At 40.6% G+C, this 26807-nt stretch carries 25 protein-coding genes; 1 reads left to right on the forward strand and 24 read right to left on the reverse strand.

What is annotated here, in order from left to right; genetic code table 11:
* Positions 1-7 precede the first annotated feature (7 nt).
* Positions 8-1213, reverse strand: a complete 1206-nt coding sequence (locus WKT03_RS10260) for a hypothetical protein (protein WP_340391843.1) — start codon at positions 1211-1213, stop codon at positions 8-10.
* 230 nt (positions 1214-1443) lie between these two features.
* On the opposite strand from WKT03_RS10260, the gene WKT03_RS10265 reads away from it, so the two are divergent.
* The gene (locus WKT03_RS10265; protein WP_021945002.1) at positions 1444-2196 is read left to right on the forward strand and encodes a putative ABC transporter permease; all 753 of its coding nucleotides are present in this window, start codon (positions 1444-1446) and stop codon (positions 2194-2196) included.
* 202 nt (positions 2197-2398) lie between these two features.
* Here WKT03_RS10265 and WKT03_RS10270 read toward each other — a convergent pair whose 3' ends face one another.
* From WKT03_RS10270 to WKT03_RS10380, 23 genes are all read right to left on the reverse strand, one after another.
* Entirely contained in the window at positions 2399-3334 is a 936-nt protein-coding gene (locus WKT03_RS10270) for a DMT family transporter (protein ID WP_340391845.1), read from the reverse strand.
* A gap of 43 nt (positions 3335-3377) precedes the next feature.
* Positions 3378-4535, reverse strand: coding sequence for an ATP-binding protein (locus WKT03_RS10275; protein ID WP_340391847.1), 1158 nt, complete (start codon positions 4533-4535; stop codon positions 3378-3380).
* Between the two features lie 83 nt (positions 4536-4618).
* Positions 4619-6022 carry a hypothetical protein gene (locus WKT03_RS10280; protein WP_340391849.1) on the reverse strand — a complete coding sequence of 468 codons (1404 nt, stop codon included), beginning with the start codon at positions 6020-6022 and terminating at the stop codon, positions 4619-4621.
* On the reverse strand, positions 6019-6684 hold the full coding sequence (locus tag WKT03_RS10285; protein ID WP_340391851.1) for an ABC transporter ATP-binding protein: 666 nt from the start codon (positions 6682-6684) through the stop codon (positions 6019-6021). Before WKT03_RS10285 ends, WKT03_RS10280 begins: the two co-directional genes overlap by 4 nt.
* A gap of 2 nt (positions 6685-6686) precedes the next feature.
* Positions 6687-7964, reverse strand: a complete 1278-nt coding sequence (locus WKT03_RS10290; protein WP_262530061.1) for an ABC transporter permease — start codon at positions 7962-7964, stop codon at positions 6687-6689.
* Between the two features lie 2 nt (positions 7965-7966).
* Positions 7967-9148, reverse strand: coding sequence for an FtsX-like permease family protein (locus tag WKT03_RS10295; protein ID WP_147353881.1), 1182 nt, complete (start codon positions 9146-9148; stop codon positions 7967-7969).
* A 163-nt stretch (positions 9149-9311) separates the two neighbouring features.
* Entirely contained in the window at positions 9312-9704 is a 393-nt protein-coding gene (locus WKT03_RS10300) for a hypothetical protein (RefSeq protein WP_340391854.1), read from the reverse strand.
* Positions 9705-9871: 167 nt separating this feature from the next.
* Positions 9872-10051, reverse strand: a complete 180-nt coding sequence (locus tag WKT03_RS10305) for a hypothetical protein (RefSeq protein ID WP_173788900.1) — start codon at positions 10049-10051, stop codon at positions 9872-9874.
* Complete coding sequence (locus tag WKT03_RS10310) at positions 10014-10820, reverse strand: ThiF family adenylyltransferase (RefSeq protein WP_173788899.1); 807 nt, start codon at positions 10818-10820, stop codon at positions 10014-10016. The genes WKT03_RS10305 and WKT03_RS10310 overlap by 38 nt, the downstream gene beginning before the upstream one ends.
* 146 nt (positions 10821-10966) lie before the next feature.
* Entirely contained in the window at positions 10967-12277 is a 1311-nt protein-coding gene (locus WKT03_RS10315) for a leucine-rich repeat domain-containing protein (RefSeq protein ID WP_340391857.1), read from the reverse strand.
* A 252-nt stretch (positions 12278-12529) separates the two neighbouring features.
* Entirely contained in the window at positions 12530-13081 is a 552-nt protein-coding gene (locus WKT03_RS10320) for a hypothetical protein (RefSeq protein WP_340391859.1), read from the reverse strand.
* A 30-nt stretch (positions 13082-13111) separates the two neighbouring features.
* Positions 13112-13510 carry a hypothetical protein gene (locus tag WKT03_RS10325; protein WP_340391860.1) on the reverse strand — a complete coding sequence of 133 codons (399 nt, stop codon included), beginning with the start codon at positions 13508-13510 and terminating at the stop codon, positions 13112-13114.
* A gap of 209 nt (positions 13511-13719) precedes the next feature.
* Positions 13720-14133, reverse strand: a complete 414-nt coding sequence (locus WKT03_RS10330) for an EamA family transporter (protein ID WP_021943198.1) — start codon at positions 14131-14133, stop codon at positions 13720-13722.
* 62 nt (positions 14134-14195) lie between these two features.
* Complete coding sequence (locus WKT03_RS10335; protein ID WP_340391862.1) at positions 14196-15530, reverse strand: MATE family efflux transporter; 1335 nt, start codon at positions 15528-15530, stop codon at positions 14196-14198.
* Between the two features lie 156 nt (positions 15531-15686).
* On the reverse strand, positions 15687-16214 hold the full coding sequence (locus WKT03_RS10340) for a nitroreductase (RefSeq protein ID WP_021943348.1): 528 nt from the start codon (positions 16212-16214) through the stop codon (positions 15687-15689).
* A gap of 16 nt (positions 16215-16230) precedes the next feature.
* Positions 16231-17211 (reverse strand): diaminopimelate dehydrogenase, encoded by a 981-nt coding sequence (locus tag WKT03_RS10345; protein ID WP_118674754.1) that lies wholly within the window; start codon positions 17209-17211, stop codon positions 16231-16233.
* A 109-nt stretch (positions 17212-17320) separates the two neighbouring features.
* Positions 17321-17917 (reverse strand): sugar O-acetyltransferase, encoded by a 597-nt coding sequence (locus WKT03_RS10350; RefSeq protein ID WP_008399796.1) that lies wholly within the window; start codon positions 17915-17917, stop codon positions 17321-17323.
* Between the two features lie 36 nt (positions 17918-17953).
* Complete coding sequence (locus WKT03_RS10355; protein WP_340391865.1) at positions 17954-19654, reverse strand: peripheral protein; 1701 nt, start codon at positions 19652-19654, stop codon at positions 17954-17956.
* A 50-nt stretch (positions 19655-19704) separates the two neighbouring features.
* The gene (locus WKT03_RS10360; protein WP_117785617.1) at positions 19705-20580 is read right to left on the reverse strand and encodes a sugar ABC transporter permease; all 876 of its coding nucleotides are present in this window, start codon (positions 20578-20580) and stop codon (positions 19705-19707) included.
* Positions 20580-21965: a carbohydrate ABC transporter permease gene (locus WKT03_RS10365; protein ID WP_021943343.1), complete on the reverse strand. Its 1386-nt coding sequence runs from the start codon at positions 21963-21965 to the stop codon at positions 20580-20582. Before WKT03_RS10365 ends, WKT03_RS10360 begins: the two co-directional genes overlap by 1 nt.
* A 112-nt stretch (positions 21966-22077) precedes the next feature.
* Entirely contained in the window at positions 22078-23385 is a 1308-nt protein-coding gene (locus WKT03_RS10370; protein WP_340391866.1) for an extracellular solute-binding protein, read from the reverse strand.
* Between the two features lie 136 nt (positions 23386-23521).
* Positions 23522-25264 carry a sensor histidine kinase gene (locus WKT03_RS10375; protein WP_340391867.1) on the reverse strand — a complete coding sequence of 581 codons (1743 nt, stop codon included), beginning with the start codon at positions 25262-25264 and terminating at the stop codon, positions 23522-23524.
* On the reverse strand, positions 25257-26774 hold the full coding sequence (locus WKT03_RS10380; protein WP_340391869.1) for a response regulator: 1518 nt from the start codon (positions 26772-26774) through the stop codon (positions 25257-25259). Before WKT03_RS10380 ends, WKT03_RS10375 begins: the two co-directional genes overlap by 8 nt.
* Positions 26775-26807 lie beyond the last annotated feature (33 nt).

A 26807-nucleotide genomic window follows, 5' to 3' on the forward strand; every position in this document is an offset into this window, starting at 1 on the left:
TATTCTGTTAAATATGCATATCCACCAACATTCTGGCACGGTTATAAACATTCAACTTTGAAGAACCGGAATCTACATCAGCACTCACAATACGCCCTTCCGGAAGCTTTTGCTGAATGGAAGGATACAATCCCCTCCCACAGATATGATTTGGCATACATCCAAACGGTTGAACTGCCAATACCTTTTTGCAGTCATGCAGAATATGTCCTACCATCTCTGCACCGATCAGCCAGCCATCACCTGTTCTATATGTCCAGTTTACATAACCATCAGCCTCTTTTTTCATTATTTGAAATTCTTCCATCGAATAAAATCCATACTGCCGCATTGCTGCAATCATGGATCTCTGAAGACTTCCGAACAGTTTTAACCCAATACGATAAGCCACCTGTTCTATTTTGCTTACATCCGATAAATGCGAATCTATATAATACATCGCGTACCAGGATAATCCATTTGTATGGGATTCGCAATTATTCTTTTCGAGAAAACGGATCATATCCCAGTTTCCCAAATGACAATACTTTATATAAATCTCTCCGACGATCCCTATTCGTTGCTTTCTCGGCTTCACCAGTTCAATTTTTGAAAAATCCGCCGCAATCCTTATAAAATTCTGTTTCATTCTTGAAATTGTCAGATGTTTTCCTTCCCGAAGATCATATGCAAGAATCCTGATCCATTTCTTCCATTTCCTTTGTGCCTCACCTTTATGCACTTCATTTGGTCTGACCTGATTTAGTAAAAGCATCAGAATATCACCATAAAACAATCCAAATAACGCACGCCAGACCATATCAGGTTCCAGCTTCATCTGCTCCCCCTTCTCCAATCCCTGAATGTTTAACGACAATACCTGAGCTTGCGGAAATCCTGCTTTCCGAACAGCCGCCTTTAACACATGCAGATAATTTGAACCACGACATGCATCTCCGGCAGTCGGCATTAATAATTTTGTACGGTTCAGATCATATTTCCCTGATTGAAGAGCTGCTATCATCTGTCCTGCATTTAAGATGATCGGATAACACATATCGTTATTGACATATTTTAATCCAATATCCGTTATATCTTTTTCATTTTTTAAAATCACCGGATGATAATTTTTTGAATAAAACGCATATTTTAACAATGGAAAATGTGCATCTAACATTGCTGGAATCAACAGGATACATTTCTCCCGATCCGCATTTTCTCTGATCTTATACATATCTCCCTATCCCTCATTTTCTAAAATGCAGATATATGCTTTCTCACTATCTGCAATGCCTCATATACCTGATCTGAGAGTACCACATTTTGCCATACTTTTTCAATACAAACAACTTGAGAAACCATTTAATTTATTGACTTTATGACCGCGATATGTCACAATTTGTATCAATGAAAAAAAGAGTCATAATTCTATGGAAAAATATAAATCAGAAAGGTTGAAATATTATGAATAAAGCTCTTGTATTATTGTTTTTATTTTTTATCGGAAGTCTGATCGGATGGGTGATTGAATTGTTCTTCCGCAGATTCTGTTCTCCAAATGGTCGAACAACAAAGAAATGGGTAAATCCCGGCTTTCTGGTCGGTCCTTACCTTCCGCTATATGGATCAGGACTATGCGTCTTGTATATGTTAGCATCTATTAACCTGTCATTTCTGGATGAACATCCAATCATTGAGAAGATTGTTTTATTTGTATTTATGGCGATCGCTATGACCGTGATCGAATACATCACCGGATTGATCTTCATTAAGGGAATGAATGTAAAACTCTGGGACTACACAGACCGATGGGGCAATATTCAGGGAATCATCTGTCCACTGTTTTCATTCTTCTGGGCAGTTCTCGGCGCGATCTACTACCTGCTGATCCATCCACATGTTTTATCAGCACTTGACTGGTTATCCAGAAATCTTGCATTTTCATTCTTTATCGGATTCTTCTACGGCGTGTTCCTGATTGATATCGTTTACTCCTTCAACCTGATCGTAAAGATCCGTCAGTTGGCTACTGAATACGAGATCGTCGTTAAAATCGATGAACTCAAACAGCATCTGCTGGAAGAAGCCGAGCTCCGCAAGGAAAAATCTCATTTCTTCCTTGCTATGAAAAATGCACGACCGCTCCGTGAGATATTTGAGGATTCGTTAGAGAAATATTCCATTAAGAAGATTCTGAAAGAAAAGAAGAAGAAATAATATATTGATTTTATCTAAAAAATATGCGCGCTGGCTTATCACTATATCTTTATTGCGCAGAACACTCTCGTTCTATTTTCACGTAGCGGTACTAAACTCGTCACCTATTGGTGACTCGTTAAGGACCGACGTTCAAATAGGTCTGCTCCATAAAATATAGTGATAAGTTGGCGCGCATATTTTTAATGCTACTAAAATTGTTTTATGCTTCTTTCTTCTCCCCCATAGGAATCTGTGCGAAGATAATCGCAATAAAGATCAACAGGCAGCCAAGGAGCTGGCGGGCGGTCAACACCTCACCAAGGATCACCCAGCCGGCAAGTACTGAAAATACAGATTCCAGACTCATGATCATAGAGGCCAGCGTCGGATTCAGTCCATTCTGTGCAATAATCTGCAAGGTATAAGCAACACCGCTCGACATCACACCGGCATACAGAATTGCAACCCATACATCCCATGACTGTAACTGTGGAAGCCATGCTGCTATTCCTGCTGCCGAATGTCTCATCTCTGAAAAGAACATCGGGAACGCACTGAATGCCCCGGCAACCAGGAACTGGATACAGGACATCCGTACACCATCAACCAATGGTGAAAAATGATCGATCACCAGAATATGTATAGCAAACAAAAATGCACAAAGCAATACAAAGAGATCACTGTTCTGAAATGATAGCGAACCCGCTGTCATACATAAAAGATAAAGTCCCACGATCGTGATCACCATTCCAAGCCAGATATTCCAACCACATTTTTTCTTTAAAAACAAACCAAGAATCGGAACCAGCAGAATATAGCAAGCCGTCAGAAAACCAGCCTTTCCTGCCGGAGTGCCATTATACAGACCAAGCTGCTGTGCAGAGCTTGCAAAGAACAATGCCATTCCGCAGCACAGTCCACCGATCCATAACTTTCTCTGTTCTACGACTGTCTTTGGCTTTTTATTATTTGGGTTAATTTTATCAAGCAACCTGATCACCGGAAGCAGCACTACACTTCCAACCAGACTTCGTATACAATTAAAAGAAAATGGTCCCAGTGCCTGTCCGCCCTTGCTCTGTGCCACAAATGCGGTTCCCCAGATAAATGCCGTAAGAACTAACAGGAGTGAATTTCTAATTTGTCTGCTTTTCATTTGTATTTCCTCTTCCTATCTTGTTTATTGTCAAATCGTTACATTATTCCTTTGCTTCATTTTCTGTACAGATATTTTTCCTATCGTATGCATCCAGAAAATGATGCTTCTCTCCGTGCTGCTTCCATGCAACAACTGTGTCCAGATTTACATTTTCCACACTTTTGAAAATATTACCTTCCACATATGGATTTACCTGCTTTAAGTTCTGGATCAGCTCCTTGATCTCAACACGCTTGGAACGGTTCTCGTTGTTACAGGTCGTACAGGTGTCCGTGAATTTGCATGCACACTGGATAAAATGCAGACCATTATAGTCCCTCCATGCCTTGATATCATCCTCTCGCACCAGATATAACGGACGGATCAGTTCCATCCCTTCAAAATTCGTACTGTGAAGCTTCGGCATCATCGTCTGCACCTGTGCGCCATACAGCATACCCATTAAAATGGTTTCAATTACATCATCATAGTGATGACCAAGTGCGATCTTATTACAGCCAAGCTCCTGTGCAAAATGATACAAATGTCCACGTCTCATTCGTGCACACAGGTAACATGGCGACTTCTCAACCGTAAATACAGATTCAAATATATCCGATTCAAATATCGTGATCGGGATATTCAGACTTTTTGCATTTTCTTCTATAACTTTCCGGTTCGCCTCACTGTAACCCGGATCCATAACCAGAAACTTAACTTCAAATTCAAATTTGTTATGCAGCTTCAATTCCTGAAAACATTTCGCCATCAGCATAGAATCCTTACCACCGGAAATACAGACTGCAATCTTATCTCCCGGCTTCACCAGCTCATATGTGTTGATCGCCTTGGTGAACTTTGACCAAATGCTTTTCTTGAATTTCTTACGCAGACTCAGTTCAACATCCTTCGCCTTGTTCTGCTCCTCCGGCTTGCTCATAACATCCAACAGCCATGCAGCATAACCGCCTTCCAGACTCTCTGCCTGATATCCTTTTTCTTTCAAATGCTCCGCTACGTCAATGCTGACTACGCCTCTCGCACAGAAAATAACAAGCAGCTTGTCCTTATCCACCTCGCTGCTTGTCTCTATTTCTTCCGCAGGAACCGCAATCGCATCCGGCACTGCCCCATGAGAGATCTCAATGGCATCCCGGATATCGATCAACCGGTAACTGTCTTTATTTCGATTCTTTAATTCCGCTATTGTAATGCTCATATGCACGCTGCCTTTCTTCCTAGTGCGCCAATAATCTTTCATATATATTTAACCTACACTAAAATACCAAGCAATTATATGACCTAAAAAGTTACTTTGTCAATGCAATTATGGAAAACAGCTACTCTTGAAGAATATAAACGAAAACAGCTCTGTTTTAGATAGTCAATATATTCTCCTGTTTCAGCGTCAATTACCAGCAGCGAATCAGGATAATAAAAATAATCATATGTATAACAGGTATCCAAATCCTCATAATACGCCACAAGCCAAACAGGTTTGTACTCAAACATCCCTAATTTTTTCCCCTCCACAAGCATATAATCAAGCTCCATAAAATTAAATGCCGCTGGTTTATCAATTTCTGGATATGCTGCATAAAATGCCTCATATTGTTCTGCGAATTTCGGTTCTATATCTTCAAAATCCATTAATGTTACTGATTTTTCTCCTGCCTGCACCCCTGCAATATAAAGTTCCGCATTCATCACACCATTATCATCAACACAAACAGTAAATAATTCAGATGTGCAGAACGGATATGGCGCAAACAACTCCGTTTCAGCTGTATATGCCCCTCTATTGCCTGCAGCTCTGGTAAACTGAAAACAATAGCCATTAAAATCAATTGGTCTTGCACTTTCAAACGTACTATAACCAAGCGGTCCTTCTTCTAAAATCTCTACATCCGTAATTCCACATGCTTCCAAAAACAACAAGGCTTCATCACGCGCACAATCCATATCTTTTGCACATCTGTTTTCCACTGTATTCTCTAAGTCAACAATCCATTCTGTTACATCTCCCAGATGATTTTCCAATGTGATCGTATCATCCGTCTTCATTCCGTAATATGTATATAAACCCGCAGTTCCCAGATAATTCTCCAGTGTAATTCCTGTAATACAATCATTTTCTTCTTTAAATGTCAAAAGGAATAAATTATCTCCGATATATCCAACATATTTCTGTCCCTCATAATTCTGTATCAATGCTCGTTTATCTGATGCACCTGCCTCACAGGCAATAATATTTTCTATTTCTTGATCGCAGGAAACTGCCTGTGATGTTTGTCCCTGATCCAAATAATATTCTCGAATTTTCTCCTGATATATATGTATGGTTTCCAGATCCTCTCTGCACAGATTCTTATAATCATTTTCCAAACGGTTCTCAAAAATCCCTTTCTCTTCCTCAAACACAGCTTCAACAATCTCCTGTTTTTGTTTTGCAGCATTCGGAATCTGCTTATATTCATATATTCTAAAATCAGAATCTGGTATATATTCAACGCCCTCTACCGCAAGCTTAACTGTATTCTTATTTACTTTCCATTCTTCCGTATAACTATCCGGAATATGCAAACTATTTGCCGCATCCCCTACATATGATATATTCTTCTCTTTTGCACTTTCACAAGCAGTTAATCCCCCAAAGCACAATAATATAGATATCATAAGCGTGACTTTCCCCAAATTATTTCTCACTTTGCTTCCTCCAATATTTGTCCATCTGCAAGACGTATCATACGATCCGCCCGACTTCCTATCTCTTGATCATGTGTTATCACAATCAATGTCTTTCCTCGTTTATTCAACATTTCTAACAACTCCATAATCGCGATTCCCATTTCATGATCTAATGCGCCTGTCGGTTCATCTGCAAGGATCAAATCTCCCCCTGCCACCATCAATCTTGCAATCGCACAACGCTGCTGTTCCCCACCTGAAATCCTGGTTACCTTTTTGTCTGCTAAATCCCTGATTCCTGTAAATTCTAACATTTCATTTACCAGTTTTTTTCTTTCCCTACCGGAATATCTGCCTGCCAGTAATGGCAGTTCTACATTTTCAAATACCGTATAAGATTTCATTAAGGCATAATTCTGAAATACAAATCCCACATGTTTACGACGAAATTCGTGAAGCTTATCTCCTTTCATCTCATGAACAGCAATATCATTATAATAGTATTCACCGCTTGTCAGATAATCCATAGTCCCAATAATATTTAATAATGTACTTTTCCCTGATCCGGATTGTCCCATGATCGATATGTATTCCCCATCCTGGACATCCAGTGATACATCCTTAAGCGCCGGAAGCTCCCGATGCTCATATACTTTTGTAACATTTCGAAGTTTTATCATCACTATTCTCCTTCTTTTCCTAACAAATCAATCGGTGAACACTTATAAATCATAAATACCGGGCAAATTGTTGATAATGCAACAAATAGTATGCTTATCTCTCCAAGGATAGGAACCACTCGCTTCCAGTATATACTTCTGTAAGAAAATACCATTAACTGATCAGGCTCTATTATATGAATAAACAACCACCATACAAGAAATAATGAACAGCCATAGGCTAGAAGAAACTTAAGAATATTCTCCCATAGGATCATCCAGGTTATATTTTTCATTGAAAATCCCGCCGTCAGCATAATTCCATACTCTCTTCGTCTCCGCAAAAAATCAAGTATCTGTATACATAAAAGTACAATACAAAATGTGAGTCCCACCAGAATTAACATCTGAATAATATTATAATTAATCTTCCGACTCATTTCTTCTCCATTTTCTATTGCTTTACCAATATCAATCACTTTTATATCTTTATATCCAGCCTTTGCCAGCTTTTGCATAAGACTTCTCTTTATCTTTACATAAGAGTGTCCTTGTTTTATAGAAAAATAGAAATCCGAATGATTACAAAATATCTCTCCCGGGCAGGCTAACACTTCATAATCCAACGGAATTGTTCCTGTAACATCTGAAAAATCCAGCATTTCCATTTGTGAAACCGGAAAACTTTGTCCCTTTTCTAATATCCCGGCAACTACATATGTATATGACTGATCTCCCACTTCGCCAATATATTTTGTTCCAACTTCTATCTTGTCCTTATATGCAGATCCCAGATATAAATACATGCCATCTTCCATCGGTTTTAATTCTTCGATTAGGATTCCTTCGTCTAATTTCATCTTCCATATATTCTGAATGGTTGCATCTATTTCAATATAATATAAGCCATCTTTTCCATCTTCATCATCGATTGCCTGAAAACTATGGCCTATCTGAATATTTTTCAATTTCTCCAATGCCGGATCGGTATTTATATATCCTGTTTGCCACGCACAGGTTACAGCTTCCACTCCATCCACTGATTTTATTATATCCATTGCCGGGTCAGACTGTAATTCACTATCCAGTTCATCCAAAAAACGGATTTCACACAAGGTATCTATATTCCTGATTCCTGATTCTTGCAAAGAACGTCTGATATTGGTTGACATACTATAAACACTGATCAGCACAGCAATCAAAAGCAATAACACCATTGCCAACACAATATTACCACCCAGTTGCAAAACATGAGACATAACATTATCTGCTGCTAATCGTATTATATTTCGTTTTCTCATACTTAATTCCTAACCTCCTTTGCAGGCACCAGGTGTCTTAACAGCTTGCAGATTGGAAAAAGTAATACCAGCAACAAAATACCAATCATAAATATAAAATACCACAAAATATATGTATTCCAGACAAACGTCATCTTCTTTTCCATTGCAAGACAATAGAAAATCTGTAAACATCCTGCAACAATAATAGAAATTCCCATTAATATCCCGATTCGTACCAACTGCCACTCTATGATTCGTCTATCTGTTATTCCAACCGTTTTCATGATTGCAAAATCTCTTTTCTGTCGTGCATACCATACTCTTGCAATCATTATGCAATTTATAATACCCACTATGTACAGTAATATCAGAATAGCTGCTTTTAATTTATAAACGATATACACATCTGTCTGACTCTCATAATGATCCAGCAGCTGTGCATAATAATTATCTGATTGTCCAAATATCTCTATCAATTCATCAGCCTGCTCTGCAACCGGAACACTCTTATCCATAAGCTGGATTGTCATTCCCGGATAAGAAGATGAAGTATAGGTCATTCCATCGGCTATCCGGTTCAAAAATACATCTGATTCCGATGTCCAGTTTTCTAACGAGCCAAACGCAATAATCATTTTATCTGAATCATTTCCAAATGATTCCAGATACCCAGTCACCTGACAATCAATTCCATCTAATGACAAGCATTCCGTTCCATCTTTTGAAACTGTTACTGAATCCTTCCATCCATGTCCTACTACAAGATAAATGTTATCCGAATTCCATTCCTCCATTGTTGGATATCTGCCACTTTCAAGCAATCTGTTCCAGTTTCCATGATATGCCACTGCAATCTGCACTTCATCCGCATCTTCCTCACAACTGCCAATCGAAAACTCATCTCCTCTGATTACAGCATCACAACTAACATCGCTTATACGCTCCAGAATTGCTTTTGTACTTCGAACCGCCATCTCCTGTATTTGTCGATATTCTTCTATATCATTCAATTTATATTCCGTTGCTCCTGTGGTAGAGTAGATATTAATATAAGCGTTATACTTTGAAATACCATCCTGACTTTCATATTTTTGAATCCAATTACTCATAATCTGATATCCATTCAAAATTGTACTCAAGGACAGACTCATACCTACTAAAAAAAGTATAAATGTCAGCTTATCTTTTGTAATTTTATACATATCATCTTCTCCTGTAATCTGTAACTATAAGGATCTCATAACGTACATTTCTAATAGTTAACTCCGCAGTCACCAAAGTCTCGTGCGAGCACGGACTTTGGCTTATTTTTGCGTATATAAAATAAATATCTGCAGCTACCTATTTTATCACGTCTCATACATGTTATTCAAAAACAGCATATGTCTTTTCAACATCATCTAAGTTGATAAAAATTGTTGCACTTGTATACTTTTTCTTGATTTTATATTTACCATTTGCAGAATTTGCATACCAAAATTTATATTTACCTGAGTAACTGCCACCACCCGGCTTATATTTATAATATGCCGAATTACTCGCTCCTATTTTAGAAGCATCACATCCTCCATTAATCTCAGCCGAAATCTTTAAATGATCCTTTATAGTTGCTTTTGAATAGCTTGCTTTTGAATATGCTTTTACTGTTTTTTGTGAATTATAAATCGTCCTGCTATTTGAACCAGCAGATACTAATAATGTACTGCTAAAACAGCCAATACATAATACTAAAAGTATAAATCTCTTAAATTGTTTCATAAATCTCCTTTTTAGTTGTACAACCCTCATATAATTTCGCACGATAATTCCAACATATTAATACTCGAATTAAATTACAAGCACTTTGTTCTAAAATGTCGATTTTTGTTCTGAAATATATTTTTTTACTTTTTATTTAAATAGTAATCTGTGTTTCATTCATATCACTATAAAACAAAAACAAGCAGCTTGTCCTTATCCACCTCGCTGCTTGTCTCTATTTCTTCCGCAGGAATCACAACCGCATCCGGCACTGCCCCATGAGAGATCTCAATGGCATCCCGGATATCGATCAACTGGTAACTGTCTTTATTTCGATTCTTTAATTCCGCTATTGTAATGCTCATATGCACGCTGCCTTTCTTCTTTGCACAAATCTTTTACCACTTCACCTGCAATGATCAGTCCTGCAACAGATGGTACAAACGCCACACTGCCCGGAATATCTCTCCGCTCTGTACATTTGTGCTGTGCTCCCGGCGGGCAGATACACTGTGTCCTGCAGCTGATCGACATATCCTCAAGTGGTCTTACCGGCTGTTCTTCCGAATATACAACCTTTAACTTTTTCACGCCACGCTTCTTAAGTTCCCGACGCATAACCTTTGCAAGCGGACATACCCTTGTTTTATAAATATCTGCTACCTGAAACATACTGCCATCCAGCTTGTTTCCTGCACCCATACTGCTGATGATCGGCACTCCTTTTTTCTGTGACTGGAGCACCAGCTCAATCTTAGCCGTAACCGTATCTACTGCATCTACAACATAATCATAGGAGTCAAATGGAAATTCATCTGCATTTTCCGGCAGGAAAAAGCATTTGTGCATCTCGACCTTAGCATCCGGATTTATGTCCAGAATCCGTTCTTTCATAACATCTGTTTTATATTTTCCCACAGACTTTCTGGTGGCAATGATCTGGCGGTTCAGATTTGTCAGGCATACCTTATCATCGTCGATCAGATCAAAGGAACCGACACCACTTCGTGCCAGAGCTTCGCACACATAACCGCCAACGCCTCCAACGCCGAATACCGCTACTTTTGAATTTGCCAATTTGTCCATTGCTTCTTTACCAAGCAATAATTCTGTCCGGGAAAACTGTGTTAACATGTCTATCTCTCCTAAATAACCTACTAAAACGCTAGGCAAAATTATAGGGCCTGAAAAGGTTCTTTGTCAATGATTTTCTGGCAAAAAGGACCGGTATTATACCACGTCATATAATACCGATCCTGCTTACATTAACTATTTTCTAATTATTTAATCTTCCACGTCTTTACGTATCCGACGGATTTCTTTTTCAGCTGTTTCTTTAAAGCTGTCTTTGCTTTCTTTGTGCCTTTCACAGTAATGGTTGCTTTCTTATTAATGCCCTTGAACGCACTCTTACGGATAGTCGTAAGATTTCCTGCTGTGACAGTGATCTTTTTCAGATTCTTACAACCGGAGAATGCTTCATTGCCTATCTTCGTTATACCCCTTCCGATCGTGATATTTGTCAGATTTTTGTTACCCTTGAATACCTGACTCGCAACCGCTGTTACTTTATAGGTAACACCACCCACCTTTACAGTAGATGGTATGGTAAGTTTTTTCGCTTTCTTGTTTGTGATCTTCATAACAGCAACAGTTGGATTCTTCTTTGAAGATGAAGTTACCTTTACTTTAATCTTCTTAGAAGGAACTGTAAGAATTGTACCTTTCTTAGCAGGCTTTGGCATTAATTTGATTGGTAAATTATTTTCCTTTGCGTATTTATATGCTGCAGAATTTTTATTGCAGATAATTGTAGTATTTGGGTCAAAAAGTAGCCACCAATATTCGCCCTGATTCTCGCCCTTTTTAAATACATCAATTTCGATTACACTGTCCGGTATAACAACAGACTTCAACTTTGAGCAGCCACAAAATACGCCATTACCGATACTTGTTACACTATCCGGTATCGTTATGCTGGTTAAATTGCTGCACATAGCAAATGTTTTACTGGAGATTCTTGTTATCCCCTCCGGCAATACTACTTTTTTTAATTTATCACATAAAAAAAAAGCCTCGCATCCTATACTTCTTACATTTTCAGGTATCGTAATACTCGTCAGATCAGTACCAGAAAATCCGTAACTGCCGATACTGGTTAGACTCTTGGGTAACGATATACTGGTTAGATTTCCGCATAACGAAAATGCATCATTTCCTATACTTGTTACTCCCTCCGGTATCGTTACACTGGTTAAACTGGTACAATCCTCAAATGCCCTGTCACCTATACTCGTTACTCCCTCCGGTATCGTTACACCAGTTAAACTGGTACATTCCCAAAATGCCTTGTTTCCTATACTTATTACCTCTGTCCCATTAATCTTATCCGGGATTACAACCTTTTTAGCTTCTCCTGTATATCCGGTAATTGTAATTCCATCCTTAGCTTCTTCATATGTAAAATCACCATATGTCTTTGACTCTTCCGCCTGTGCTGTCATACCGACCCCACCACACAGCAACACACATAAAATCAATCCTAAGCCCGCATAGATCAGGCTTCTTATCTTCTTTTGCATCATTTTCATTCATCTCTCCTTTTCTCTTACACTATAATTTCCATAAGTTACGTTGCTTTTTCTTCATTTGTATGCATAATTCTCCGATGCCTGTAAAAAAGCATAAACATTATAAAAAAAACGGCTGTCAATAATCCACAAAACATTTTTCATTTTTTAGATATTTTGCACCATTTTACAAATTTAAAAGTCCGGATACAGCATTTCTGCCATATCCGGACTTCTACTAAAATATACATGTTATCTGTTCTGCTTATGTCTTTATCCTATGATTGCCTTAATTTCCGCTTTGCTCATATCGGTTACATCCATGATCTGCTCTAAGGAATAGCCTTTCTTATGCATTTTCAGGATAATCTCCGATTTCCCTCGGGCTTCGCCTATTATTTCACCTTTGACTATGCCCGCGGCTTCGCCCTTTACATATCCCATTTCTTCTACGCCTTCACTCAGATTACACATGATCTTCACCTCGTCTCTGATACCGTGTCTGTCTACCGGTATGTCATACTCCTGTTTCATCAGCTTCAATTTCTGTTCTGCCGTCATTGTCTGCGACAATAGCGTTCCAAGTAATCGATGCAGTTCATATTGTTCTTCCTTAGGCGGAATCTCCTTTGCCAATCCGATCATTACGATGTTTAAAATATCCAGATTGCCTTTCCAGTCCTGTTCCTCCACCAGATCATCTTTCACCATATGGATATGACTCAGACTGTTCTTCTCCATATTCATACAAATCCAGATCGAATATACCTGTTTGATCTCATTATAGTCAGAACCTGTAAATTCCCGTTCTTTTTGAGATGACACCAGTCTTGCCGTATAGAAGATTGCCCGATTTTAGATAAAATACTTTGTCGGTTCATTCTTCTGGGCTTCCAGATTAATGATCATTTTCGCCAGTCCATCCCGCATCCGTACATAGAAAATAATATCAAAATATATCTTTCCCTCATCAATTTCGGAATTTTCTGTATTCAGTCCGACAATCCGTTCACCGGTTCTGGCATCCACCGTATCTTTGTTCGTTAGTCCCGGTTCAACCGGAATCTGGCTGATATACGGTTCACCTTCGATCAATGAGGCAACCGTATCTGCATCCATACCTTTAAATTCTTCTACTACCCTGATCAGTATATGCGCCAGTATGATCTTCTGTCCAAGCAGGCGCTTGGCGCTGGCATCATACTGTGCTTTCTGATCAGTAGCCTTGGAGGAATATACAATTTCGTTATCCATGTCCCATCTCCTTTCCCGATAGAACAGAATAACATGCATATTTTAGCTTTGTATATTGCCTCCGTCTCTCCAAGTTTGATTGTAATGGATATCCGAACGGAAAACAAGTTTATCCATAAAAAAATCCGGATACAGCATTTCTGCCATATCCGGACTTCTACTAAAATATACACCTTATCTGTGCCGTCTGCGCTCTTATCTTAGTCTATTTATAACACCATCAACAACGTTCCCAGTCCGATCAGTACACAGCCAATAATCGACTTCATCGTGAATTCTTCGTGCAGAAATACAAATGCAAGAATCAATGTAATAACGACACTTAATTTATCGATTGGTACTACCTTGGATGCATTTCCCATCTGAAGTGCTTTATAATAGCACAACCACGATGCTCCGGTTGCAAGTCCTGATAGGATCAGAAACAACCAGCTTTTCTTCCCGATCGCGCTGATTCCGGACTGTGTATGTGTCAGAAACACCATACCCCATGACATCACAAGCACAACTGCTGTTCGGATCGCTGTTGCAAGATTCGAATTTACTCCGTCAATACCTACCTTTGCAAGAATTGATGTCAATGCCGCAAATACAGACGACAACAATGCAAATACAAACCACATATAAATCCTTCTTTCTTCTTTTATTATCTTCTTTTTCATGCAACTGTGTAATCTATGAAATCTTAACTTTTTCTCTTAACTGCCTGTCGGTAAATGAAAAGTGCAGCAACTGCTGTTATCAGTTCTGCTACCCAGAACGCATTCCAGACACCGACAACACCAAAGATACGACTGAGTACAAATGCAGCCGGAATGATGACAACCACATAGCGAAGCAGGGAGATCATCAATGATGGCGTACCCTTGCCAAGTCCCTCTAATGCACCGGATGAAGTCACAGATACCGAAGAAACTATAAATCCGGCACAGATGATCCGAAGTGCCGTCGTGCCCTCCGTGATCGTTGCCTGATTATCCGAGAACATTCCGATCAGTTTATCCGGGAAGATCAGGCAGATCACTGTTCCAAATACTATGATCATACCAATGATCGTAAGTGTAATATTATAAATGCTGCGGACACGTTTGTGCTCTCCTGCTCCGTAATTATAGCTAATTACCGGACGCATACCCTGGATCATGCCGTTTGCAGGAAGATATAAAAATGTCTGCAATTTATAATAGATTCCAAGGATCACAACATAGATCTGTGAATAGGTGCTTAATATCGCATTCAGTGCAGTCGTAAGCAGGGACGGAAGTGCCATATTAAGAATAGCCGGAATACCAATCGCATACAACTTCCCTGTCAGATAATCCTCCGTATGCAGATATCGTCTGCCGATCTTTACGGATATTGGACGGAACACATAGACAAACAGATAGATCAACAGGGTAAACACCTGTCCAAGTCCGGTTGCAAGTGCAGCACCCCGGATTCCCATTTTCGGAAATGGTCCGATACCGAAGATCAATAGGGGATCTAATACAATGTTCATCAGGCATCCACCGCCAAGTCCGACCATTGTAACAACCATTCTTCCAACTGCCTGATAGATCTTCTCAAATGACAGATCAATGGAAATAATAACAGAAAATGCAAATACGATCATCGAATACTGAATTCCCATCTGAACAACTGTCTCATTCGATGTGAACATCCGCAGAAATCCCGGCATGATCAGGATACAGACTACTGTCATGATCACACCATGAACAACAGAAAGAAGAGTACCCTTTGACGCTGCTGCATTTGCCTTGTCCGGTTCCTTTGCGCCGAGATAGAACGCGATCACCGCATTGATTCCCACGCCAAAACCGATGGCTACCGCATTTACAAAATTCTGGATCGGAAAGACAAGCGACAGAGCTGTCATCGCATCCTCGCTGATCTTCGCTACAAAAAAGCTGTCCACAATGTTGTACAGAGAATTGACCAACATCGATAATATCATCGGAAGTGCCATTGACAAAAGTAGCGGCAGCACCGGTCGTTCTTTCATAAATTCTTCGTTCATACATTTCTCCCTCTCTACATAAAAACGCCACACAGTTATAAATGGTTTCACTTATAGCTGTGTGGCGAAAAGATGACTTATTTATTATCCGGAAAAATCCACTTCATTCGTTTTCGTGGGTATTCTACCATATTTTTTCAGAATGTCAATAACTGCTTAGCGAATATAGTATACTCTGTTATCCTTTCTTGGAATAACATCAGGATACGCTCCATCCGTAAATCCAAGTGCGCAATGTCCGACACCGATATAGTCGCCGGTGATTCCAAGGCCTTCAAGGATCTGCTTTCCTTCTTCGCTTTCGAATTCTTCTTTTGCACGATGGATCCAGCAGCTTCCGATTCCAAGATCATGTGCGGCAAGCATCAGATTTCCCATCGTCAGGCTTCCGTCATAGACAGCAGTCGGACAGGATGCATCTGCCAGTACGATCAATATAACAGGTGCTCCGTAAAATGGATCAAAGCCTTCCTCCCAGCCGCCGATCATACGGTTCATCTCCATAATCTTATCCCGCATCTCTTTATTTGTTACCGCAATAATGATCGGAGACTGCAAGCCTCTGCCGTTTGCAGCAAATGTTCCTGCTTCAATGATCTGATCCAGAACATCCGCCGGAACCATATCCGGTTTGAACTTCCGGATACTTCTTCTTGTCTTCATCTCATCCAAAACAACGCTCATCTTAAAATCCTCCTTATTACAACAAGCTCTTACGGAGTTCTGCTCCGTCTTTTGCGCTCAAGTACGCCGGTGCTATATCGAACACGGTCTTACATCCGCTCTGTCCTTCTTTGTACAGACGGTATGCTGCTCTTGCATAAGCCACGATGACACAGGATGTGAATTCCGGGTTGGAATCCAGCTTCAGGCTGTATTCGATCACATGATTATTTTCCAGATTCCAGCCGGTCTTACCGGAACGGATCACAAATCCACCATGAGGAATTCCACTGTGGTTTGCCTTTAATTCTTCTTCACTGATAAAGTGAACCGTTGTATCATAATCGGCAAAATAGTTTGGCATGTTCTTGATCATTTCTTCAACTTTTACAGGATCGGCACCGTCCTCTAATACAACAAAGCACTCTCTTGTGTGCTTTTGTCTGGTTGTAAGTTCTGGATTCTCACCATTTCTGACTGCTTCCAGTGCTGCTTCTACAGGGATCGTGTACTGCTTGCCATCCTTAACACCCTCTACACGACGGATCGCATCGGAATGTCCCTGGCTGACACCTTTTCCCCAGAATGTATAATCACGGCCTTCCGGTAAGATCGCATTTGCATACATACGGTTTAAAGAGAACATACCCGGATCCCAGCCTACTGAGATGATGCCGACATGACCATTCTTCTTTGCGGCAGCATCTACATTTGCAAAATGCTCCGGAATTCTTGCATGTGTATCGAAGCTGTCTATAACATTGAACATCTCTGCATACTTTGGTGTCTGCTCCGGCAGATCGGTAGCACTGCCGCCGCAGAGGATCATGACATCGATCTTATCCTTCCACTGCTCCACATCATTTACAGAACAAACAGCGACTCCCTCTGTTAATATCGATACTGTCTCCGGTGCACGTCTGGTAAATACCGCTACTAGCTCCATATCCGGATTCTGCTTGATCGCACACTCAACACCCCGTCCAAGATTTCCATATCCTAAAATACCTATTTTCATGTTTCATACTCCTTTGCAAAATTACTTTTCTTTCAGTTTAATGATTCAAAAAGAGCCTGTCAACTTTTTCATTGACAGACTCCCATTTCATTTTCTCAACAATATAATTCTACTTTAAACGGTCTTCCTCCGTGATCTCGCGAATGACTCTGCATGGATTTCCGGCAGCCAGTACTCCCGATGGGATATCTCTCGTAACCACGCTTCCGGCTCCGATCACAGAACCACTGCCGATCGTTACACCGCCACATACTGTTACATTTCCTGCCAGCCAACAGTTATCTCCGATCGTGATCGGCTTCGCATATTCCCGGTCTGTATACACGCCGTCTTCCCTCTTATAAATGTTACGCTCCTGAAAACGAAACGGATGCATCGGTGTCAGCAGAGAAACATTCGGTCCCATAAATACATTGCAGCCGATCTTAACAGGTGCACAGTCCAGACAGGTAAAATTAAAGTTCGCATAACTGTTCTCGCCTATCTCGGTAAAGCAGCCGTAATCGAACTGAACCGGTCCCTGAAGATATACATTCTTACCCTTATTCGGAATCAGCTCTGCCAGGATCTTCTCGCGTTTCTCATCTGTCTCAAAGCAGTCATTATACTCTTTACTCAACCGATGCGCATTCTGTCTTAATCGTATTAATTCATCATCAGATGGATCATAAACGGATCCTGCTATCATTTTTTCTCTTTCTGTCATTTTAATATGCCTCCGTATAAAAACATCGGAAACTTCTTATTCTATCTCAGCCCGTACCTCTTTTGTGATCGTTTCACCGCCATTCTGATACCAGTTCTCGACAAAACGATCAAATTCATCGAGTGCGCTCTCACCGGTTACAATCTTCAGATAAGTGTCACTTTCCAGATTCTCAAGGCTCCACCAGTCTGTAACCATCGTTTCCGTTTCTCCAAAATATAACGACTCTACTTTGTTCGTCCTTCCATCGTTTAAGATCTTACAGGCTGTGATACGGGAAGTATACGCCGCCCAATCTTCCGCACTGGCATTCTCCGCATCCTTCAGATAGGATTCGCATGCCTCATAATAGGAATATTCCAGTACGTTCAGTTCATCTGCGGATTTGTCCCCCGCAAATACATGATTTAGTTCTCCATAGCAGATCTGCAAAGCATTGTTGTAATCTACATTGATCGCAAACGGTCTGGCGGTAGGGTCTACATTTTCTTTATAATAATCGACAATCTCCTGATTGTCTCTGTCATTATACCGCAAATAGTCAAATAATACACTAACAATCTTACATGCAATCTCCGGATATTCATAACCCTTACGCACTACAATATACTTACCGGAAGGATTCTGTGTATGATAACTGGTAAATCCGGATTTCTCTGTTGCGATCAGATAAGGCTGCCACTCGGCATCTTTATTCTGTTCCACTGCCTGCATCAGCGGGTTATTCGGTGCCCACCAGGGACCAAAGAAAGAACCGCATTGACCATCCACGATCAGCTCGATCAGGTTACTGCTCGTTCGCATCAGAAAATCCTGATCCAGAATTCCCTCTTTATACAACTCATGGATATGGGCAAGTGCCTCTTTCGCCTCCGGCTGAACCGAACCATAGACAACATTGCCGTCCTCATCATAAATCCACTGTTTCGGAAATGCACCATATGCAGCAAATATAATATCTAATGTGTATTCACTGCTATAACCACAACCGCCGCAGAGACTGGTATCACATACAAGCCCTACGGTATTTCCTGCCCCATTATGTCCGGGATCTTTTTCTTTAAATTGTCTTATGATCTCTTCTACATCCGAGAGTGTTCTCGGTGCGGACAGCCCAAGTGCATCCATCCAATCCTTACGAAGCCAGATCAGATTTGGTCCGTCTGAGATATTCGTTTCCGGTATCGCCATGATCTTCCCGCCAAAGGTTACAACATCAAGGATATCCCGACCATAGCTTCCATATATATTCTTGATCGTATCGCTCATACAGTTATTATAGCTGTCTGTCAGATCTGCGATCATATCATTATCCACCAGATACTGAAGCTCATCCAGATCCTCCACGATCATCACATCCGGAAGATCATTCTGTGCGATCACCATGGTCACACTATCGGTATATTGCTCATCCATAGCCTCAAACACATCCTGATTTTGAACATTTAGCCTTTCATTCAACAGCCTTGTATAAGCATTATTTTCATACGTCTCGCCATCCGGGAGATTGGAATTATTTGCTCCGGACAGCTTACCCAGTGTGTAGGTAAGCTGTTCCGGATATTTTCCGTAAGGTGTCGTGCGGGCTGTATATAACGCAGCTTCATATTCTTCTTTTGTCTCTGCATTCTCCCGGGTGGAGGGGGTAGCCCCGGAATCACCGCATCCACATAAGATCAATAAATTTATAATCAGCACACATGAAATAATCTTTTTTAAATACGAACCTGTAATCATATACATTCCTCTGTTTCAACCAAACTATAAGCAAATAATCATATGATCCCTTAACCTTTTACACCACCGGAGAAGCTCTCACGATAACACTTCTGCATAAACATGAACAGAATGATGATCGGAACTGAGATCAGCACCGCACCGGCTGCAAAGGAATTGAACCACGGATACACATATTCTTTCTCTAACATATTCCAAAGTCCGATAGATACGGTATAGTAATTCTTATTTGCACGGCAGATAACCTTTGCAAATACGAAATCAATCCAAGGAGCAAGAAAGGAATTCAGAACCGTATATACAATGATCGGACGGCTTAACGGAATAATGATCTTAGTAAACGACTGCCATCTGGTTGCTCCGTCCAGATAAGCTGCTTCCTCGATCGACTTCGGAATCGTATCAAAGAAGCCTTTTGCAATATAGAACTGTAAGCCTGCACCACCGGAATAAACCAGGATAAGTGCAACACGGATCAAGGATCCTTCTGACAGTCCGATCGCCTTTAAGATATAATAAACTGCGATCATAGCCATGAATCCCGGGAACATACCAAGGATCAATGCTACATTCATAAATGGGCGTCTCAGTCGGAAACGCATTCTCGACATACAGTATGACATCGCCAATACAAATACTGTAGATATTATACAGGAGAAAATCGCAATAATCAAAGTATTCATGAACATCTTCGGAAAATTCAGGATACCGGTATCTGTAAATAACTTTGTGTAATTGCCAAGAGTATACGCCTTTGGCAGCAATGTAGAAACATACTGTCCTTTTTCTCCACGGAAGCTGATCAGAACGATCCACAGAATCGGGATCACCCAGATCACAGAAAGAATTACCAGTATAATATGAACAACGATATCCGATGGTGTAAGCTTCTGTTTTCCATTTATTTTCTTACCTGTTTTAGTCATTACTGGAATCCCTCCTCGTCTTTATAAGATGTTGTATTATGATAGGTGATCAGAGATACGATCGCAAGAACGATAAATGTCATGATACCGATAACCGCACCCAGATTATAATACTGATTATCAACTGTCAGCTTGTAGAGCCAGGTAACCAGAAGATCGGTCTTTCCTGCTGTCTTTCCAACCGGAATCGGTGCTCCGTTTGACAGAAGATAGATTACATTAAAGTTATTAATATTACCTGCAAAAGTCGTGATCAGATACGGAGCTGTTACAAATAACATATATGGAAGTGTGATCTTAAAGAAGATCTTCACCGGTCCGGCTCCATCCACTTTTGCGGCCTCATAGATATCTTCCGGTATACTTTGTAAGATACCGGTCACCTGCATAATGGTAAACGGAATACCGATCCAGATATTGATCACGATAACCATGATACGGGCAATGGTTGCATTGCTCCAGAACGGAATTGCATTGTCGATGATATGATGATTCAGTAATAAAGTATTTACGATACCATTCTGACTGAAGATCGTACGCATCAAAAGCAGGGATACAAACTGTGGAACGGCTGCGGATAACATGAAGATCGACCTCCACACACTCTTACATCTTGTTCCCTTTCGATTGATGACCATTGCAAGGATCATACCGAAGATATAGTTGGTAAATGTCGCAGCAACCGCCCATACCAGCGTCCATCCGAGGACGGACCAGAATGTACTTCCGACTGCGTCATTAAAATTCAAAATCTTGGCAAAGTTTTTCAGTCCTACCCAGTTAAACAATACCGTATGGGAATCCAGCTTACTGTAATTTGTAAATGCCATACAGATCATGAATACGAGCGGCAGGATCGTAAAGACAACAATCCCGAGTACCGGAAGTGGTAGCAGAAACATATGAAGGTTTTTATCAAATAAACTCTTAATATCATCTGTAAATCCCGGAACTTTCTTCCCTGCATCATGCAGGCACTGTGCACGATATGCGCTCTCGACACTGACTACCCAGAGGCATACAAATGCAAATATGATAAATACTGTGGCTACTCCATATAATAACATCAAAAGGGAATTATCACCCTGTGTATATTCAAATATGCCTTTTGCATCATTCCACACCTTCTCCTGTTCTGCTCCTCCCAGATGGAAGAAATCGGTCAGAAGGGATGCACCGTTTTTTATCATGAAATAAATAAATATGCTTTCAAGTACCAGAAATGATAAACCTTTTACAAACTGTTTTCTGACAATGTTTCCGAATCCCATGATCAGGAACGATAATCTGGTGATCCAATCACCATTTCTCATGGCCTTGAAAACAGTATATTGATAATCACTTCGTCTTATTTTTTTCTTTTTGCTTACTGTCGCTTCAGCCATCCTGACACCTCCGTCTCAAAGTAAATGTTGCGTTTTTACGTCTCTTTCATAAAATAAAGTGTTCCACCACCCCTGTGGAAATGGAACACTCTATCTTATGATCTGTTTATTTTTACTCTGCTACATCTGTGTTCAATGATGTATTGAATGCTTCTGTCTGCTCAGCAGCATTATCATGTGTAACTTCACCGTTTAAGAGTGCCTTACCAAAATTCTCTGCCGGTGTCCAGAAGTTACTCATCTTAGGTACAAATGGCTGGATCATAGATGTATTGTTGAAGGTATCGTTCTGAGCTGTTACTAATGCATCATTCTTTACCGTATCACTCTCTAAAAGATTTGTGTTACAAGGAACAATGCTTCTTGCTTCATAATGTGACTGCTGTGATTCTTCGTTACCAAGGTACAGGGCAAGTGCTACTGCTACCTGTGGATATTCACAGTTTGGATTTACACCGATTGCCTTTGAACCGGCAAATGAAAGTAACTGCTTGTCAGATCCGCCGATCTTGGCTGTAGGCATAGCTGCGATTCCAAGATCATCACCAAGTGCATCATGTAATGCCTTATAATCCCATGAACCGGAAAACATAGCTGCGATAGATCCATCTGTCATACCGGAAATACCGACACCGGATTCATCATTTACAAAATTCTTATTTGCTACAAGATCTACAAGGTAATCTGTAACAGCCTTTCCATTATCTCCGCCAAAGTTGATTCCTGCGTCATTATCTGTACCATCACCGAATAATGTACATCCGTTTGCAAGATAAAATGCTGCATCATACCAGCTGTTTGTAAGAGGAAAAGCAACTTTTCCTTTTTCAAGCATTGTATCAAGGCTCTTTACATCGCTGTCTGAATATACTTTCTTGTTATAGTATAAAAACCATGTATTTGTTGTAAACGGAACACCATAGATTCCGCCATCTACTGTGATAGAATCCACAACTGCCTGTGAGTTTGTTGACTTTACATAGTCTGCTGTGCTTCCGCCTAACTCCGAGATTGCATTTGCATCGATCAGTGTCTGTAACTGGTCGTCTGCGAACATATATACATCTGCTGATGCGGATACATCCTGTGTTACGGTCTTTCCTGCATCTGCCTCGCTGCATGTACCATATTCAAATGAAAGATCCCAATTTGGATGTTCCTTATTAAATGCTTCACATCTTCCCTGAAGCCATTCACCATAATCCGGTGACTGATCCTCGGCAGGTCCCCATACTGTAATTGTTGCTTTAATGTTTTCCTCTTCTGCAGATGCATCAGTACTCTCTCCTGATGTTGCCTCTGCATTTGATGCTGTTGTGGAATCCTTAGATGTATCATCCTTCTTATCTCCACATCCTGCGAGTAATGACATGCACATAGCTCCTGCCAGTGCAATCGCTGCATACTTTCTTAACTTCATAACCGTTCCTCCTTTAAATAAGTCATGTTTTTTGTTTGTTTTTTAATACTTTTGCAGTACCTTTACCTTATGACATTATTATAAAAAGGAACCGTTTCATCGTATATATCAATAATTTCAGAAACATGTTGGTTTTTTATGAATGTTTGATTTCTGCATGCAGTTCTTTTGGAAAATGGATCGTGACGGTCGTTCCCCTGCCAACTTCACTGTCGATACAAACCGCATATTCCGCGCCATAATACAGTTTGATACGTTCATTGACATTTCGCACACCATAGCCCTTTGAATCGGCAGTCAGTATCAGCTCCGCCTGTTCTTTGGTCATACCGACACCATTATCGGATACCGCAAACCGGATATCTTTATCGTCCTCTTTTCCACTGATGCGGATCTCTCCTCTGCCATCCTGTTTCAGATCTATGCCATGATGGATCGCATTCTCAAGAATCGGCTGCAAGATCAGATTTAAAGTCTCATATTTTAAAATAGAATCATCGATATCATAGATGACATCGAAGCTGTCATCATGCATCGTAAGCTGGATATCCAGATATGCTTTGATGTTCGCGATCTCATCCCGGACAAGCAGGATATTCTTTCCCTTATTTAACGCTGTCCGGTAAAAGGTGGACAACGACAACGTGATACGGCTGATATCCTCCTGGTCTGCCTCTAATGCTTTCCAGTTAATGATAGACAGTGAATTATACAGGAAATGCGGATTGATCTGCGCCTGTAACGCCCGCATCTCATATTCCTTTTCTTTGATCTTGCTTCGGTATACTTCATTGATCGTTGCATCCAGACGCTTCGTCATACTGTTATAACCATTGATCAGATCACCGATCTCATCCGTACTGTCATTCTCAATCTCCATACCAAGATTTCCGGTTTCCAGATTGCGCATTTTCTTCTGAAGCTTACTGATACGTTTCGTTATGAACTCGGAAATTATACGGATACATGCGATTGCTGCCATCAGACTGACCAGGATTGCGGCAGCAGCAATTATTAAGATTGGCTGAACCGAAGAAATGATCAGCCGATCCGGCTTATAGATCCAGATCTTCCAACCGGATGCCTTCGACTCCCGCTTAATAAACTGATAACCGGAATTCTTCTGCCCTACTGTTGCAAAGAACTGTTCCTCTGATAATTCATACGGCTGTTTTTCTTCTGTAAATACACTCTTTTTAAAGATGCAGTTACCTTCTGCATCCTCTATCACAACGCCATAATTATCAAATACTGTTTCGTTATTAAACGGCTGGAATACGCTGTCATAATCTACCCCTACATAGAGCAGACCTTTTGCCTTTTTCTGCTCCAGCATGGCCATGCGGTTTAACGAATAAGCAGTCTTATCCTTCGCATTCACGATCCAGTGGATCTGGTTATCACCGACCATCCCATAATTTTCTTCTTCATTTTCAAGTGTCGTAATAGGGGCGATCGTACTGCCGTGCTTCACCTGACAGGCATCCGTGTAGATCGTTACCTGCTTTACATCATCATGAAAATACATAATAGAAGAAAGCAGGGGATCTATGACACTTGCCACCTGCTCATAATTCTGATATGTACTCTGATCTGAGCTTAAGATCTTCGCGATCGACTGATTATAGGATATATAATTAGAAAGATTGTTATAAATCTCTAACTCATTATCAAGCGCATCCGTCGTCTGTGTCAGATACGATTCCAGGATCATTGTCTCACGATCCCACAGGATCTTCTTCATTTCATGGTAGGTGATTGTCAGCGTGATCATGATCGGCAGAAACCCGGCAAGTATATAAATAACCAACAGCTTGCCGGATAATCGCAGATTCTGAAACCCTCTTTTTACCCTTTTATCTATCCGTTCTTTATGCATCCGCCTGTCCTCCGCTCTCTCTGAATTTCTGTGGACTCACGCCAAAGAACTCACGGAAGCTGGAACAAAAATACGACACATTCGGATATCCGCATGCCACACTGATATCTACGATCTTCGTCATGCTATTCTCTAACATATCCTTTGCCTGTTCCATCCGGTATGCCTTGATGAATTTGCTTAGATTCTGTCCGGTCTCCTTCTTAAAAACCGTACTTAGATAGCTCGGTGCAAGATGTACCATATCCGCCAGCATATCGATTCCAAGCTCACTTCCATAGTTCCGGTAAATATACTGCTTCACCAGTTCTACTTCCCGGTGCGCCGTCTGTGTCTTTCCTGCAAAACAGGTTTCCAGTCTCCGGATTGCTTCTTCTACAAGCTCCGTCAGCACTTGAAAATCTGTCGCCATATATAATTTCTCAATGTCTTTATTTAACTCTGCTTCGTCAGTCTCATCGATGCTTCCATAGATATCCTTCATCAGATTCGAGAACAGAAACTTGATATAGATCTGGGAGTACTCTGTCTTATGTCTGTACTTCTCACAGAATCTCTGAAAATGCTCCCGGAGTGCTTCCACATCCTTCATCTTGATATCCTGTTTCATCTGCTTCATAAAGGTATCATCATCGAACTGGATAATACCCGGAGTCTCGCCCTCCATGTTCGGATAAAATACATGGATCTCCGGATGGTAGAATTTGTTCTCCATCAGCACTTCGAGCTCTTCCATCTTATCTGCCACCTCGGACAGATCACCGATATCAGAGGATATCGCTATGTAACAGTCCGCATCATAATCGGCTTTGATGATCTTTACGATCTCATTTGCCTTACGGAGAATATTCATCTCATCCCCTAAGAATAAGATCTCCTGCTGCTGGTTCAGGTTCAGATATTGCAGGATTCCAATTGACTTTAAGTTCTCATTTTCTTTGAAATCCACCCCACGTCTGCCGAAGAAATCATGATTGAATTCCATCAAAAGCATATTCTTGAATTTACCCAGATCAAGCGATAATCCGCTGTATTCCTGTCTGAGCTTCGTAACATCCGTTCCATTCAACAGCATATAGAGCGCATGCTCATATAAGAATTCCATGCTCTTATTCTTCAGCTCGTCCGAAGCCTTTGCCTCTTCCAGTTCATTTACAACCTTATTCAGGGTATTCTTGAATTCATTTGGATCGACCGGTTTTAAGATATAATCAACAACACCCAGCCGGATCGCTTTCTTTGCATAGTCGAATTCATTGCATCCGCTGAATATGACTGTGCGCAGCTTTTTCTTTTCCTTCACAACATGGTCGATCAGTTCGATTCCATCCATGAAAGGCATCTTTACATCTGTAAGCAGGATATCAAAATCTTCTTTCTCCAGCTTCTCCAGTGCATCCACACCATTTACCGCCTCTGCAATCTCAAATTCCAGATTCAGTTTTTTTAAAAGAAACCGAATACCGTTTCTTTCTATCTTCTCATCATCTACGATCAATATCTTGTACATATCTATCAACGCCTTTCTATGGTGGAAATATAT

The sequence above is a fragment of the Coprococcus sp. HCN-4056 genome (genome assembly GCF_037892645.1).
GTDB lineage: Bacteria > Bacillota > Clostridia > Lachnospirales > Lachnospiraceae > Coprococcus > Coprococcus ammoniilyticus.